Annotated in this window: 16 protein-coding genes; 10 read left to right on the top strand and 6 right to left on the bottom strand. The window is 54.9% G+C overall.

The genetic code is table 11. The features are described 5' to 3' along the window. Positions 1–2 precede the first annotated feature (2 nt). The 7 genes from HFO99_RS23640 (at position 3) to HFO99_RS23670 (ending at position 6242) form a co-directional block, all read left to right on the top strand. Positions 3–299 (top strand): ferredoxin family protein, encoded by a 297-nt coding sequence (locus HFO99_RS23640; protein WP_180695711.1) that lies wholly within the window; start codon positions 3–5, stop codon positions 297–299. A gap of 194 nt (positions 300–493) precedes the next feature. After that, positions 494–2047: a nif-specific transcriptional activator NifA gene (gene nifA / locus HFO99_RS23645; protein WP_221960875.1), complete on the top strand. Its 1554-nt coding sequence runs from the start codon at positions 494–496 to the stop codon at positions 2045–2047. A gap of 214 nt (positions 2048–2261) precedes the next feature. Further along, positions 2262–3755 carry a nitrogenase cofactor biosynthesis protein NifB gene (nifB, locus tag HFO99_RS23650; protein WP_222034429.1) on the top strand — a complete coding sequence of 498 codons (1494 nt, stop codon included), beginning with the start codon at positions 2262–2264 and terminating at the stop codon, positions 3753–3755. Between the two features lie 15 nt (positions 3756–3770). Further along, positions 3771–3965: a 4Fe-4S binding protein gene (locus HFO99_RS23655; RefSeq protein WP_018496575.1), complete on the top strand. Its 195-nt coding sequence runs from the start codon at positions 3771–3773 to the stop codon at positions 3963–3965. Positions 3966–4239: 274 nt separating this feature from the next. Beyond that, positions 4240–4446: a putative nitrogen fixation protein NifT gene (gene nifT, locus HFO99_RS23660; RefSeq protein WP_017958633.1), complete on the top strand. Its 207-nt coding sequence runs from the start codon at positions 4240–4242 to the stop codon at positions 4444–4446. A gap of 251 nt (positions 4447–4697) precedes the next feature. After that, positions 4698–5558, top strand: coding sequence for a hypothetical protein (locus HFO99_RS23665; RefSeq protein WP_222034428.1), 861 nt, complete (start codon positions 4698–4700; stop codon positions 5556–5558). Between the two features lie 117 nt (positions 5559–5675). Further along, the gene (locus HFO99_RS23670; protein WP_221960873.1) at positions 5676–6242 is read left to right on the top strand and encodes a glutamate acetyltransferase; all 567 of its coding nucleotides are present in this window, start codon (positions 5676–5678) and stop codon (positions 6240–6242) included. A 298-nt stretch (positions 6243–6540) separates the two neighbouring features. Here the strand turns inward: HFO99_RS23670 and nodX are convergent, their stop codons facing one another. From nodX to HFO99_RS23700, 6 genes are all read right to left on the bottom strand, one after another. Further along, entirely contained in the window at positions 6541–7644 is a 1104-nt protein-coding gene (gene nodX / locus HFO99_RS23675) for a nodulation protein NodX (protein ID WP_222363968.1), read from the bottom strand. A gap of 197 nt (positions 7645–7841) precedes the next feature. Continuing rightward, positions 7842–8621 (bottom strand): ABC transporter permease, encoded by a 780-nt coding sequence (locus HFO99_RS23680; protein WP_168302427.1) that lies wholly within the window; start codon positions 8619–8621, stop codon positions 7842–7844. A gap of 3 nt (positions 8622–8624) precedes the next feature. After that, on the bottom strand, positions 8625–9659 hold the full coding sequence (gene nodI, locus HFO99_RS23685) for a nodulation factor ABC transporter ATP-binding protein NodI (RefSeq protein ID WP_222364153.1): 1035 nt from the start codon (positions 9657–9659) through the stop codon (positions 8625–8627). 37 nt (positions 9660–9696) lie between these two features. After that, a complete protein-coding gene (nodC, locus tag HFO99_RS23690; RefSeq protein ID WP_222363970.1) occupies positions 9697–10974 on the bottom strand; it encodes a chitooligosaccharide synthase NodC in 1278 nt (425 codons plus the stop codon). 22 nt (positions 10975–10996) lie between these two features. Continuing rightward, positions 10997–11647: a chitooligosaccharide deacetylase NodB gene (nodB, locus tag HFO99_RS23695; RefSeq protein WP_017958627.1), complete on the bottom strand. Its 651-nt coding sequence runs from the start codon at positions 11645–11647 to the stop codon at positions 10997–10999. After that, a complete protein-coding gene (locus HFO99_RS23700; protein ID WP_017958626.1) occupies positions 11644–12234 on the bottom strand; it encodes a NodA family N-acyltransferase in 591 nt (196 codons plus the stop codon). Before HFO99_RS23700 ends, nodB begins: the two co-directional genes overlap by 4 nt. Before the next feature lie 257 nt (positions 12235–12491). Between HFO99_RS23700 and nodD1 the strand changes: the two genes are divergently transcribed. The 3 genes from nodD1 (at position 12492) to HFO99_RS23715 (ending at position 15576) form a co-directional block, all read left to right on the top strand. Further along, positions 12492–13424, top strand: coding sequence for a transcriptional regulator NodD1 (nodD1, locus tag HFO99_RS23705; RefSeq protein ID WP_222363972.1), 933 nt, complete (start codon positions 12492–12494; stop codon positions 13422–13424). Between the two features lie 661 nt (positions 13425–14085). Continuing rightward, positions 14086–14364 carry an acyl carrier protein gene (locus HFO99_RS23710; RefSeq protein ID WP_138333869.1) on the top strand — a complete coding sequence of 93 codons (279 nt, stop codon included), beginning with the start codon at positions 14086–14088 and terminating at the stop codon, positions 14362–14364. Beyond that, positions 14365–15576, top strand: a complete 1212-nt coding sequence (locus HFO99_RS23715) for a beta-ketoacyl-[acyl-carrier-protein] synthase family protein (RefSeq protein ID WP_221994671.1) — start codon at positions 14365–14367, stop codon at positions 15574–15576. The last annotated feature ends 215 nt before the right edge of the window (positions 15577–15791 follow it).

Consider the following 15791-nt stretch of genomic DNA (forward strand, 5'->3'; position numbering starts at 1 on the left):
CGATGAACGCAACCATCATTGAGCGCATTGAGGATAAGCTGTACCAAAACCGGTATCTCGTCGATACTGGACGTCCGCACATTACGGTGCGACCGCATCTGTCACCAAGCCAAAACCTCCTCGCCTTGACGCGAATCTGTCCGGCCAAATGCTATGAGCTGAACGAAATTGGTCAGGTAGCGATTGTTTCGGATGGCTGCTTGGAATGCGGCACATGCAGAGTGTTATGCGAAGCTAGTGGCGACATAAAGTGGAATTATCCCCGGGGCGGGTTCGGGGTCCTCTTCAAATTCGGATGAAGAGTTCCTACCTCCGGCGGAGCAGCGATCGGTGCAGCTGCATTAGCGGCGGCGATTGAATGTGCATCCACTCAACCTTTTTGAAAGGATAATTTACGCCGTCGATAACACGTATCGTTAACTTAGGAATATGCGGTGACATATTTCGCGCACCAGGGTAAAAAACAGTGCACCCTTCCCTGTTTGTAGGCCCGATGAAACCTGAGACGCGGCTCAGTGTACTCTACGCCGTATCCAAAGAACTTATCTCTTCTTTTCCTCTAGACAACGTGCTGAAGGCTGCCATGAATGCTCTCGCCGAGCATCTGCTATTGAGCGATGGCGGAATCGTGATTCACGGCGCCGGAGGAGAGCCCTGGATAAACGTGCGGGCTCTCATTGGGCACGACGTTCGCTCACGTCCACTTACGATTGAACAGGCGGACGCAATAGATCGTGTCCTCGCTGGCGGTGAGAAGCACTTTAGGAAAAATTCTATCGTTCTCCCCGTTAAAGCAAACCGGAAAGCAATCGGCGCATTGTGGATTGATTTCGCACAGCAAAGCGTAGCTCAGGACGAAGGCCTTCTGACAAAGATTGCCGTCCTGATCGGTTTAACCTGCCAGCGATATCGCGAATTGTGCAGCGATGGCGGCTCGGTCACCGAGGAACAACAAGCAGGACAGATTCCGAAAATCAAGCCGAGGCCTCACACCCAGCACGATAAGATCGACTGGATCGTCGGGGACAGCCCCGCGATCAAGAAGGTTCTCGAAACCACCAAAATCGCGGCCGCGACAAACTCTGCGGTGCTTTTGAGAGGTGAGACCGGTACTGGCAAGGAGGGCTTTGCCAGAGCAATACACGCGCTGTCGATACGGAAAAGCAAGCCATTTATTAAGTTGAATTGCGCCGCGCTGTCGGAAACCGTTCTTGAATCCGAACTGTTTGGCCATGAGAAAGGCGCTTTCACTGGCGCTCTTCTTCAACGAGCTGGACGTTTCGAACTGGCCAATGGCGGAACGCTGTTGCTTGATGAAATTGGCGATGTATCACCACACTTTCAGGCGAAGTTATTGCGCGTGTTACAGGAAGGCGAATTCGAACGTCTCGGCGGAACGAAGACATTAAAAGTTGACGTTCGAGTTATATGCGCCACCAACAAAAACCTTGAAGTGGCCGTCCGTCGAGGGGAATTCAGAGCCGACCTCTATTACCGGATCAATGTGGTGCCCATCATTTTGCCGCCACTTCGGCAGCGCGACGGAGACATTTCGCTTCTAGCGCAAGTGTTCCTCGAGCAATTCAACAAGGCAAATGATCGAAATTTTGAGTTCGCGCCGTCGGCACTAGACATTTTGTCGAAATGCGCATTCCCCGGCAATGTTCGCGAGCTGGACAACTGCGTACAAAAGACCGCCACTCTCGCCAGTTCAAATACCATCGGTTCATCAGATTTTGCTTGTCAGCAAAACCAATGTTTTTCGGCGCTCCTTTGGAAAACCGACGTCGCCGGTATTGGCAACGAAACGATGCACACTCTCAACCCGCGAGACATAATGTCGAGCGGACTGGGCCCCTACGCAGGCACTCCCAGCGGTGCCACAGCCACAATGGAGGCACCGGGTCTCACTGAGCGTGATCGACTGATCAATGCAATGACGAAGGCCGGTGGGGTACAGGCCAAAGCGGCTCGTATCCTAGGGAAAACGCCGCGACAGGTCGGCTATGCGTTGCGCCGGTTTGGTATCGATGTGATGAAAGAGTGAAGGTGAGCGAGATCAAGAGCGTCGTCAGTTTTGGTTGGTTGCCAGCGAAGCGACTTTGGGCGCGACCCTGTCTTGATTTCTACAAAACATCTCCGACAGCAAGCGGGGAATCGGGTGTTAAAGGCGACATAAACGCTGAAACCATAATGTCTCGTCGACGGGAATCTCGCTTGCTTATGAAGCTGTAATCTTTCCTCACCAGTGGAACAGTGCAATGTCGGAACCGGAAATAAAGGTCGGGACGAGCAGCAGTGCCTCCTTCCACCGAGCGCCGATGGCTCCCGCTATGCCCGGTGGCCGCGCATCTTCGTCCTATGGCCTTTCGGTGACGGATGACATAGATGCGCGGATCTGGGAGAGAATCAAAGACCATCCCTGCTTTTCAGAGCAAGCGCATCACTATTTCGCTCGCATGCATGTCGCGGTCGCACCTGCTTGCAACATCCAGTGCAACTACTGCAATCGCAAATATGATTGCACCAACGAAAGCCGCCCGGGCGTCGCATCGGTGACGTTGACTCCCGACCAGGCAGTACGCAAGGTGCTTGCCGTCGCCAGTAAAGTGCCGGAGCTTTCCGTAGTCGGCGTTGCCGGACCGGGCGACGCTTGTTACGACTGGAGGAAGACAGTAGCGACGTTTGAAGGAGTTGCGAGAGAAATACCTGACATCAGACTATGCATTTCTACTAATGGATTGGCGCTTCCCGACCATGTCGATGAGCTAGCTGACATGAACGTCGATCACGTGACGATCACTATCAACATGGTGGATCCGGAAGTCGGGGCGAAGATCTATCCATGGATACTCCACGGGCATCGTCGATACACCGGGATAGAAGGTGCCAGGATCCTTCACGAGCGCCAAATGCTGGGTTTGGAAATGCTGACCAAACGCGGCATTCTCACCAAGATCAATTCGGTGATGATTCCAGGCGTCAATGACACGCACCTCGTGGAAGTTAACCGATGGATCAGAGACCGCGAGGCATTCATGCACAATGTGGTGCCCCTGATTTCCAAGCCTTCGCATGGCACTTATTACGGTCTCACGGGTCAGCGTTGCCCGGAGCCGTTCGAACTGAAGGCACTTCAAGACTGTCTCGATGGCAACGTTAGGCTTATGCGCCACTGCCAACAATGCCGGGCCGACGCCATCGGTTTGCTGGGCGATGATCGCGAGCGAGAGTTTGCCCTCGACCAGATCTCTACCAAAGTTGAATTCGACACCAGCAAGCGCGAGGCCTATCGCAAGCTGGTCCAGCATGAGCGAGGGGATCAGCTGGCAGCAAAATTGGACGCGAACAAAGCAGTCAAGTCACTGGGTTCTTCGGGAATCCTCGCTGTTGCCGTGGCGACTAAAGGTGGCGGCCGGATCAACGAACATTTCGGTCAGGCAAGGGAACTCCAAGTCTATGCAGTCTCACGAAAGGGGATCAACTTGGTGGGACACCGCAAGGTCGGGCAGTATTGCCTCGGTGGTTTAGGCGAGAAGGCCACTCTCGATCACACTATCGTTGCACTCGACGGCATCGACATTCTGCTTTCCTCCAAAATCGGCGATTGCCCAAAGAAGCGGTTGGCAGAAGCTGGCGTGCGAGCCAGTGACGCATTTGCCTATGATTACATCGATACGGCGATTGGCGCGCTATACGCCGCAGAGTTTGGCGTCAAACCGGCGATGCCGACGGCTTTAGACCCCTCTAATTGAACCAGGAGCTAAGACATGGCCTTCAAGATCATTGTATCCCAATGCACCCAGTGCGGCGCTTGCGAATTTGAATGTCCCTCAGATGCGATCAGTTTCAAAGGTGAGGGATATGTCGTGGATTCAAAAAAATGTACCGAGTGCAGGGGTGAGTTTGACACGCAACAATGCGCTTCTGTGTGTCCGATGCCGAAGACCTGCGTCCCTGCCTGATCGCCACCGGACTACATCGCAAAGAATGAGACAAACGGCCAATGGTCTCCTAGGCGAACATGAGGTCAAAAATTCACCTACCACTAATATCCCATCCAGTGAGCGATGCACGCAACCTGAGTAGTCGGCGTTGGCCCCGGCACGGATGTCGTCCAAATCTCAGACAGAGCCATAAGGGAGATATCGGCCTGGGCATATGTCGTACTGAACTAACAGGCTTTGATAACGCTCGACTTCCGGAGTTCAAAAGCCGCCGTAACGAGAAGGGACATGCATGAGAGTGACAATCAGCAGAACTGACGTCGGCTTATCGGTCTATATTCACAAGAAAGACCTTGAGGAACCGATCATTTCGGTTGAGCACAAAAACCTATGGGGAGGCTTTATTTTGCTGAAAAATGGATGGCGGATAGCCCTCCCCGACCTGTCGCAGAACAGGCGCCTGCCCGTTACTGTCGACGCGAGGAGGCTATCCAGTTAGCGTGTGCGCAGGTTGGCATCGAGTTCCCGATCCCTTGAAGGCGGCCATCGGCAAGAGGCCGCCCGCAAATCAGGAGGAATCCGACATGACGCAACTCGACGAAGCAACACAAGGGCCTCGTTGGCCGCATCGGAAGGGCGAGCAATCCAGGCGGAAGCACTAAGCATCAGCTTGTAACGGCATCCATCCCATTGGATCTCCCATGACTTGCCTCGCGGCAACGTTCAGATCTCACGCAAGGAGAGAAAGACATGGCCCGTATCCAGGAACATGGACAGAGCTATTCAAACAAGGACTACGAGATCGCACGAGCTTTTTTTCACGCCAAACCGCTATCGCTGGCTCAGATCGATGCGGCCGCCCCAAGCGACGACCAGGTAGCCAACGATCAGGGCACGGTTCAGTTCCACCTCATCGGCCAGAAGAGCGATGATCCGAAATACAGCGGCATCATGAATGAAAATCAGGACAATCTGCTGGCAATCGGCGGTCTCGTCCATGATTTCATGCACACCAATTATCCTGATATTGGCTCGAAAAAGCTCGACATCAATACCTGGACGAACATCGTCGGCCACATTCCCAACCTTTCGGTCGGACCGCAGAAACAGAGGAGCTTCTCCTACAAAGTTGCCGGCACATCCGTCTCCGGCATTTTCCTCTCGCTAATCGCAAAGGCCATCGTCACCGAGGGGGCATCTCTGATGACGGACTTTCAGTCGTTCATGACCGCGATGGGCAACCTGACCTTCAGTGCCAACCGCAACACGCCACATTACAAGGCGGTGACATGCACCTATCAGAGCTACCTTCTCGACAACGGCGAAGGGGGATACTTCGACTACGGCGCCATCGTCTTGCGGGAGATCGAGTTCAAGGAACATTTCCTTGAGCTGAAATCCTGCTGCTCGTCGACGAAATTCGTCAACATTGACATGAGTTACACCGAGGTAACCAACCTCCTTCAGACCCGGCGCATCCGAGAGGGCGGTCCCGATTACAAAAACTTCCAAGGACTGGTGAACAAGAATTCTACCGAGCAGTTCAAGAAAGCCCAAAACTTCTTCAACGGCGGCTCGACGCCGCAAAACGAGATCAAGCCTCAAGTCTGAGACCGTGTCGGCGCAATGCAGCCCACCCGACAAAAGTGCTGCTCAAGACTAATGCATCAACTCCACGGAAGCGACGCGGGGATACGTGATGTCCGTGCCGCTTCGAAAGGAACTGACATGAACCCATTCGCGAAAACAGTTGCGGGTCTTTTCATCGTGGTCGGCCCTAGGAGCAATGGGCCCCTCGACGCAGAGAGGATTTGTTCAGCTTTGATCCACACAGTGTCGGAAGATGCGTCCCGCAATCTGGATGGTCGAACCTGGCAGAACGCCGTGCAGATGGTCCCTGATCAGGTAGAAAGCGCGACCACGTCGCAAACGGTGAACTGCACAACACCGCTCGCGGGTTTGCCGGGCATTCTTGCTATGTTCTGCACCGGAGCCGGCAGTGGAAGCCATCCCACACTGGCGAAATCCATTGGCTCCTACCTGGAAAAATTTGGAAAACCGACAGCGTTCAACTGCCTCATCCTGGATCAATCCGAACCGGCTGAGATCCACCTCTATCTCACGTGCCTAAATGTAACGGAGGGCCGAAATCCGGAGAAATTTAGCATCTCGTCGACCCAACTTTCGGCGACGCTGAACCTTTCGAACAAGCAAACGCAGGCCACTATCACCAAGGTCTTCGGCTCCTTCCAGGCGACGAGCGACCTGCCCTTCTACCTCCGCATGCTGAATTGATTCAGATGCCCACCAAGTCAAGCTCAATGGAGGATATCCCGTACCCGATGCTCTGGCCGCACGTAGTCATGACTATTTTGATCCGCGACCATGGACTAGCGCGTCTCCTCCGCCAAAAGCGCCCGGCTGCCGGGCATTGGTCCACTTTCACCTGGAACGACTTGCGGCCCCTGTGGTCCTTCTGGCCCAACCGGGCCTGGGATGTGGTCACCTTCACCCACGCCGATTCATCCCAGACACCACAGTCCAATGTGGCAGCTTCCATTGGAGTTCCGATCTTTGAACAGGAGCTTTCCGTTTAAGCGACGGAAAGCCTTCTGGCGACTAGCGATGTGCGAAATTTCATGGCCGGCTGTTCAATCAGCGCCCATGATAGAGCGGCTAGTGCCACGGTTCCGACAGGCTCGACGATCCAGAGCCACCAGTGGCCGACCCATCCGATGGCGATCAGCGTGTGCATGACGAGCATATGGTAGAGGTAGATCCCGTAAGAGAGATCCTGCCCGCGCAACAGGTTAGGGCGCGGAAGTGAGTGCGCTGCCGACAGGACTAAACCGGCAAGAACAGCGATTCGGAATGCATCGACAGGCGCCGCATTGTTGATCGAGATGAATGCAGCGGACGTTCCTGCTACCCACCACGTTATCGCGAGATGAGTTGCCAGCCACCACAAGAGCTTGCCTTCGAAGATCTTGCTGACGCGATGCCAGTAAAGCCGAGCAAGAACTCCCATCGAAAAGATCCAGAAAGTCGGGCCTGCTGTCACCGACAGGAACGGATTGTACTTATCAGTTATGTTGAAGTGCTGCGCCATGACCCAAGACCCGAGAGCGGCGACGGCAACGACTAGGGCCCCTGCTCGTTTCCACCGCCGCCAAATTTCCAACAGCATTGGCAGGGTTAGGTAGAACGTCAGCTCCACCGTCAGCGTCCACAGCACCCCGCTTGGGTCCGAGGCGCCGTAAAAGCCGCTCATCGTGTAGGGCTCGTAGGTGAAGTAGACCGCCCAGATTCGTGCAGCGGTCATGATGTAGACCGTGAAGTAAAACAGATACTGCAAGATGCCGGTAACATTTAATCCCCCAGTCACCAGCAGGGCAAGTTCCATCACGGCGATGTTGACGAACAGTGCAGGAAAGATCCGGAGCGACCGCTTGACGAAAAAAGAGGCCGCAGACGACGAGCGGATGTAAGAATCCGTTACTAGGAAGCCGCTGATTACAAAGAAGATCGCAACACCCGGCGCCGAAAACAACAGATCGAAGACCGATGTGCCGTTTAAAGGATCGCCCAGATGAAGCCAATTCCACGCGTGGCTAAACATCACCTGGCAGGCGGCAAAGAGCCTTAATAGGTCAAAGTTGTTCCGGTGACCGGATGAGTGTTCATTGGATGGTCCCATGAATGTCCATCAGCGCGGGCAGATGCCGCGCAACCTTTTGGCGTTTTATTGAGAACAGAAATCGGTGTAGGGTGGACTGCGTTGTTGTCTGCAGCTCTGCCGTCAGATCGGTTGGCCTCGCTCGGCAACAACATCAACAATTACATGCTGATCCGGACGGCGGTTCAAGGCACCGCTTACCGTGAAAGTGGCATTCATCATCGCATTAGCCGCCGCCGAAGCAATGCGGTCGACACGAGGAATGGTACGACTATGTAGATGCAGAGAACGCCGATATGCAGGCAGACATTGGCGATTGGTTGGCCCAGCATCGTCGGGCGGATAACATCTATCGAATGTGCCAGGGGCAAGAAGGCCGCTATCTGTTGGAATGCTACGGGCAATTGGTCTACGGGAAAGACAGCGCCTGACAAAAACAACATCGGTGTGATGACAAGGGTTTGGTAAAAGATAAAGTAATCGTAGCTGGGCGCGAGGGCCGTAACGACCATTCCAAGGCTCGCAAAGGCTAAGCCAGTGAGGGCGATGACCGGAAGCGCATAGAGAAGGCACAACCAGTGTGTGTATCCCAGCGTGGCGGCGACGATACCAATACCGGTGCCCGCCAGCGCCGCCTTAGTCGCTGCCCATGCCATTTCCCCAACGACGATATCCCCTAGCGTGAGCTGTGTGTACAACATTGCTTCCCAGGTGCGCTGGCCCTGCATCCGGCCGAAGGCCGCATAGATAGTCTCGAAGGTTGCAGCAGTCATCGCGCTTGTCGCGATCATTCCAGCCGCCAAAAATGCAGTGTACGATACGCCGTCAACGCGCCCTACCATCACTCCCAATCCAGCGCCGAGCCCGAACAGGTATATTATGGGATCGGCTAGATTTCCGAGAATGGATGCCAGCGCCGCTTTTTTCCAAGCCAGATAGTTTCTGCGCCAAACTGCGAGCCAGTTCAATCCGCCGGCGGGTAATGTTGCTACGCCCATCGTCTACTTCTCCATCTCGCGTCCGGTTAACCGCAAGAAGACATCCTCTAGATTTGGTGGACGCTCCAGCAAGCGCAGGCCCGAATAGCAACGCAGTTGCGCACGCACCTGCTCTGGGTCTGGCGTGTAGCAGAACAGGGTCTCTCCGCTGATCTCCAGTCGCCTAGCATTCGGCCTGATCAAAAGACTAAGCTCCTGCGGATCGCCACCATAAATTTCGATCACGGGACAGCCAATCTGCTCCTCGATCAGGGCATGCGGTCGGCCTTCGGCGATCTTTCGCCCAACTTCAAGCACGCACAGCCGGTCGCACAACCGCTCAGCCTCTTCCATGATATGGGTGGTCAGAAGAATTGTCTTGCCGCGTGCCAACAGCGATCGAAGTCGTTCCCAGATCAAGTGGCGCGCGTGTGGGTCGAGACCAGTGGTCGGCTCGTCCAGAATGAGTAGCTGCGGGTCATTAATGAGCGCACGCGCCAAAGTGAGGCGCCGCTTCATTCCTCCCGATAGGTCTGCCACACGTGTATTCGCCTTGCTCTCAAGTCTGGCAAATTCAAGCAGCGACGGGATGACGGTTTCGATTTCTCTGGTGCTCATGCGGAAGTAGCGGCCGTATACCAAAAGGTTTTCGCGGACCGTGAATTCCAGGTCAAGATTATCGAACTGAGACACGATCCCGATTTTCGCTCGTGCCAAGCGAACTTGACCCGGTTCCTGCGCTCCGAGTATAGTGATCGTGCCTCCACTTGGCGACGTCATCCCTAGGATCATACGGGTGATCGTACTTTTACCTGCGCCGTTCGGCCCTAAAAGACCAAAACATTCTCCGGCGGCGATAGTAAACGACAAGTCATTGACGACAACTTTACCACCATATGACTTCGAAACGCCGGCCAGATCGATTGCAACTGGGGACAATGCGCCAGAAGGCGAATCCACTGCCTTGCATTTCGAACCGCCCTGCCGCTCCGACGAGATGATATGATCCAGGTGCGGATCAGCGATCGTCGTCTTCAAATTCGCTAATTGCCCGTTCATTTCTTGTCCCAAATTTTGAGCTGCGGTGGCGCGATCATCACTCGCCACTATAGGCAATTTCAGATGTCGCCCGTCCTGGCATTTTGGCAGGGCCCTGCTGACCAACATTCGGCGCAACAGCTACTGATCCGCGCGACAGCCAGTCGCTATTGGATAGGGTACAAAGGGCATAGGCTTTCAAGGGAATTAAGAGAAAGATGTTCACGAGCGTGTGGAGAGCAAAACTCAGAAACCTAAGTTCGCGGGCGCGATAGGCAGCCACGCTACACCGTACAAGAGTCATGGATCCAATGACCAGGATCGTCCACCATGGCACTGTGGCGGTCAGTGCAAGCTGGCCAATACCGGTCACTACCGACAGCGCAAGAAGAAGAAGGCCGACATTTTGCCCGATTGCATCCAGCGTGAGATACCGATCGAGGCCAGGCAGTACGGGGAGCGCAAGTAAAGTATCCCGAAAAGTGCTGCGTGCCCACCGTAATTGCTGACGCAGATACACACCCATTGTGTCAGGAACGACTGTCGCCGCGATGGCGCTCGGAACATATTCAGTTCGAAAGCCTGCGCTCAGCATGAGAATCGTCAAATGGCGATCTTCGCCGAAGTCACTCGGCTTGCCGCGATAAAGCTGCGTCTCGTACTGATCGAGCAGCGAAAGCATAGCAGACCGACGGTACATCGCACATGGGCCGCAGCAACACATAACTGCACCGAAGCGAGCTTGTGCCGCGCGCTCCTCGTTGCAGGCAATCCAGTACTCCATGTCAATCAAACGAGTTAGCCAGCTGTCCGCCTGGTTACTGGCTTTCATTTGGCCCATCGCCGCACCGACTGCTGGATCCCGCATTTTGTGGGCAAGCTTCGAGACTACGTCGGGGGCGATCGTGGTGTCTGAGTCCACATTCAAGATAAGATCCCCAGAGGACTGGGTTATAGCGGCGATTTGCGCTTTGCGCTTTCCAACATTTTTAGGGAGAATTGTGAAGTTGAATCTCTCATCGTCTGCATAGACAGCGCGCTGAGCCACCACCGCGTCGCGATTTTTGGAACCGTCGTCGACTACATAAATACGCAATTTTCCGGCATAATCTTGTTCCGCAAGCGACGCGAGGCATTCCGAAAGAACGATTGGGTCCTCGTTGAAGCACGGCACAATCACATCGACGCTTGGCACGGGGCTGGTTTCGATGTCTTGTGCAGGTGTTGTTGAGATCGTTGTCCGCCTAGCATGAAAAACCTGCGCACTCTTGTAAACGGTGGAGAGCATTGCATAAAGCGAGACGGCGGCGATGCTGGTTGTTGCGAGCAGGGTCATGGTTTCTCGTTTGTCCAGTGTTTCAGGGAAGTGAACGAATTTGGAATCCGCGGCTATGCAGTGCCGGAATAATTCGAGAGAGTGCTAAAAGCGTCTGGTCACGCAGTCCGGCGAGCGAGCATTGCTCAACCTCATCGGGAGGACACCCGTCGTGCAAAAGTACGATTGCCCCAGGCCGAGCAGCAGCAAGCACCTCATCAACGATCACATCGGTGCCCGGGCAAGACCAATCTCTAGGGTCGGCCGACCAGTGAACGGCTCCAAGTCCAGCCCTCACCGATGCTGAGAGCACGTCTTCAGTCCACGCCCCGTAAGGCGCTCGTAAGTGCCGGACCCGGGCTTGGGGGCAGGCCGAGACAATAGCTTGATGCGCCTCGTCTATTTCACGTTTCACATCCTTGGGATCGCAGGTGGCGAGGTCGGGATGCGTCATGGTATGATTGGCGACATCATGACCTTCCGCCACAAGGCGTTGAATGAGTTCCGGGTGATCCTTCACGTAGGAACCGATAGCAAAAAATGTTGCCGGGACGCGGTGCTCAGCTAGAACATCAAGGATTTGCGGCGTGCAGAATGGATTGGGACCATCATCGAACGTCAAGTAAACGCAGCGATCTTCCGGTCCGTTTGTGTGATTGACCGGTACTTCGCTCATATAGGCAGGCCGCTTCATAGTTCCGACCCGTTTCGTTCAATCAACGAGCCCGCAGGCCACTCAGTCATCGGACGGTCGACGGGAACTACCAATACGAGGACATCTTCAGTGCGCGTGGCTGGCAGGTCGGAATGCGCGTCTGGAAGCGTGGAGCGCACACGCAGCCCCGTCATCATATTGGCGGTTCCGTCTCGGCAGTATCTTTCCATGTGATTCCGCATGGCGTGGCGAACTGTTCCAAAAGCAAATGGAACGCTCAACTCGCGCAGAACCGGAAACATAGCGCGGACCGAGTGAGCGATGCCTAATCCTTCTAGATCCGGTCGCACTCCGTACAGGCCTAGCTCGGCCACAAGCAAATCAGTCGTACCGACCCTTACGAAGCGGCGTAACAAGCCCATGTGGCTAGCGACACCGCGCGAGTCATATGCGATTGCGCGGCGTTCGGGCCTCGCACCACCCCAGCTTCGGCCAGTCTCGAACGGCTTGGCATTGAAAGCTCCCGTCGGCCCATAGGTCTTGCAAAAAAAATCAGCGAGCTCCGCGTGGTCTGAAGCTTCCAGCTCATTTTCCCAGCATATTTTCCATCGCACTTCAGAAGACATGCAAAAGCTCCACGTTGGTCCTTCACCCAGCCACGATCAAAGCCGCGCGAGATTGTTGCGCATGACTATTGGATTGCCGGTTAGACAATCGAGCGGTTAGGAGAAGTAAAGAATTGAAATCAGGCCCTTGCCCGGCATTTCGATTTTTCGTTCCCGGCCTTGATATTGATCAAGTTCCGGCTTTTCTATAAGTGATCCGAAAGATTGGTAAAATTGATTGTTTGGATGGCAATCATCTATGGAATGGATATACACTCATGCGTTTTAAAGGCCTTGATCTCAACCTTCTTGTAGCGCTCGACGCTCTAATGACCGAGCGCAAGCTCACAGCAGCGGCACGCAGCATCAACCTCAGCCAACCCGCCATGAGCGCTGCCATCTCCAGGTTGCGCGCCTATTTCAACGACGAGCTTTTTATCATGCAGAGACGGGAGCTAATTCCGACCCCGCGTGCGGAGGCACTCGCCCCCGCTGTTCGCGATGCTCTCTTGCATATTCAGCTCTCCGTCATCGCATGGGATCCAATAAACCCCGCGGAGTCCGACCGCCGATTCAGAATTATCCTTTCAGACTTCATGACACTGGTCTTCTTCGACAAGATCATCTTGCGCTTAGCTCGAGAGGCGCCGGGGGTCAGCTTCGAGTTGCTGCCGCTTGACGACGATCCGGAGGAGCTTCTCCGCCGTGGGGATGTTGATTTTCTGATCCTTCCGGATTTATTCATGTCTGGCGCCCATCCGAAAGCAAGGCTTTTCGAAGAGGAACTGGTGTGTGTCGGCTGCCCTACGAACGAGCAGCTGCCAGGGAAGCTCTCTCTGGAGCAATATATGTCCATGGGGCATGTTGCGGCTAAGTTCGGACGTGGTCTTAAGCCTTCTGTTGAGCAATGGTTATTGCTGGAGCACGGCTTCAAGAGGCGTATTGAACTCGTCGTGCCGGGGTTTAACTTGATCCCACCGTTGCTCGCAGGTACTAACCGAATAGCAACCATCCCGCTCCGGCTGGTCAAACATTACGAACAAATTATCCCCTTACGGATCATCGAGCATCCTTTGCCACTTCTTTCGTTCACTGAGGCTGTCCAATGGCCGGCTCTTCACAACACTGATCCTGGAAACATATGGTTGCGCAAGATTATGATCAAAGAGGCTTCGCGCATGGAATCTGAGATGGAAAGTTGTGCGTCGTAAGCGGCACCGCCGGGTTCATTTCACAGGCCCAGTAGTTAGATGGGCGCTGATCATTGGAACCGATGCATTCGGTCCCCAAACGAGGCATCACGCTACAGGCGGGCCCCACTGCCTCAGTTCATCTACCAATCGAAGCGATTGTGCCGAGAGATCGTTTGAACCTGAGAAGGTGCCATTTGTATGCTTTCCTTGGCCTCATGCAAAAGTGATTCAAAACTTTATTCCTGTCACTTATGTTCGGCTCATTGCTGAAAACCAGCATCACGCCGCGGCGAGCTCATCGACCTCCCGCACATGCTCCCTGCGCCGCACCTGACAACGCGCTGGCCCGGGAGAGCGGCCAAAGCTCAATACTTTCGATCCGCGTAATCACGCTTTTTCTGGAGGGTCTGCAACTTCGCCGGCGCATGAATTCAGCTGCGGCAATGGCCGAGCCGCAATCCATAGCGTGGATGCTTTTGATCCACACAATCAATTTTACCAATCGTTCCCTATGATCCATAGCAGGGCAACCGCGCGATGACGTTCCGGTAAGTTTATCGGTTTCTGTCGTCACTTCGCAGACGAGCCGGAACATCTTCCGATGTTAGCAGCATTTAGATCGAGCCTTCTCGCAAGGCCGTCGGCTTGTCGAAATTAGGCATGATGGAAAGGAATACAAATGGCTGATCAACTCACACTGGAAATTATCAGTGCGATCAATAAGCTCGTCAAAGCTGAAAACGGCGCGAGAACGACCGTAGCGCTCGGCGAAATAACGACTGACACTGAATTGACTTCGCTTGGCATCGACTCGCTGGGTTTGGCTGATGTCCTTTGGGATCTGGAGCAAATCTACGGCATTAAGATCGAGATGAATACGGCAGATGCCTGGTCGAACCTCAGCAATATCGGCGACGTGGTGGAAGCCGTCCGTGGCTTGCTCACTAGGGAGGTCTGAATGGACAGGCGCGTCGTTATCACCGGATTGGGCGGACTGTGCGGACTGGGCACCAATGCTTCCTCTATTTGGACGGAGATGCGCGAAGGCCGCTCCGCCATCGGCCCGATTTCAAATTCAGAGATTCATGAGCTGAAGGGGATGATCGGGACCGAGATCAAGGTGCTGCCTCAACACGACATTGATCGCAAGCAGCTCATCTCCATGGACCGCTTCAGCCTGCTTGCCGTGCTTGCAGCTAAAGAAGCCATGCTACAGGCCGGCCTTTCGTGCGATGAAGGAAATGCCCACCGTTTCGGCGCGACAGTGGGCGTTGGCTTTGGCGGATGGGACGCTACCGAGAAGGCCTACCGCACCCTCCTATTGGGCGGCGCGACCCGCACTGAGCTATTCACTGGGGTAAAGGCAATGCCTAGCGCGGCTGCCTGTCAGGTAAGCATGAACCTCGGGCTGCGGGGGCCAGTCTTCGGTGCCACCTCCGCCTGCGCCTCGGCCAACCACGCGATCGCTTCAGCGGTAGACCAGATCAAGCTCGGTAGGGCCGACGTTATGCTAGCTGGAGGAAGTGACGCGCCACTCGTGTGGATCGTGCTTAAGGCATGGGAAGCAATGCGCGTACTCGCTCCAGATACTTGTCGGCCATTCTCCGCAGACAGGAAAGGACTAGTTTTGGGCGAGGGTGCGGGCATGGCCGTGCTGGAAAGCTATGAGCATGCCGCCGCCCGCGGTGCAACGATGCTTGCCGAGGTCGCCGGCATCGGCCTTTCCGCCGATGCCTACCACATCGCTGCACCAGCTGTGCATGGGCCGGAGGCGGCGATGCGCGCCTGCCTTGTTGATGCGGGTTTAAATCCCGAAGACGTAGACTACCTCAACGCCCATGGCACCGGCACCAAGGCCAACGATCAGATCGAAACGACGGCGATTAAGCGCGTCTTTGATGACCATGCTCGATCGATGTCCATCTCTTCTACCAAATCCACTCACGCGCACTGCCTCGGGGCAGCAAGTGCGCTCGAAATGATAGCCTGCGTGATGGCGATCCAAGAAGATGTCGTGCCGCCCACCGCCAACTATCGCGAGCCAGACCCCGATTGTGATCTGGACGTCACGCCAAATGTGCCCCGGGAGCGCAGGGTGCGCGTGGCCATGAGCAACGCCTTCGCCATGGGCGGCATGAATGCTGTGCTTGCGTTCAAGCAGGTGCAATGAAGTGAAGATCGTCACGATTGACCCCTTGTAAGGCCAGCTTCAAATGCCTGAAGCAGGCGCCGCCGATTCCCGTCAGCGAGGTTTCGCTGCAATTCCCCAGATACTCGCGCATCTGAAAAATGTTGCGCAGCCACGCTATTCCGCTTTCACCACGTGTCGCGGGGAGCTGGAGCCTGACTATTTTCGTCGCCGGAGTTCTCACTCGGCTCGCCGGT

The sequence above is a fragment of the Rhizobium leguminosarum genome (assembly GCF_019798305.1).
Lineage (GTDB): Bacteria > Pseudomonadota > Alphaproteobacteria > Rhizobiales > Rhizobiaceae > Rhizobium > Rhizobium leguminosarum_U.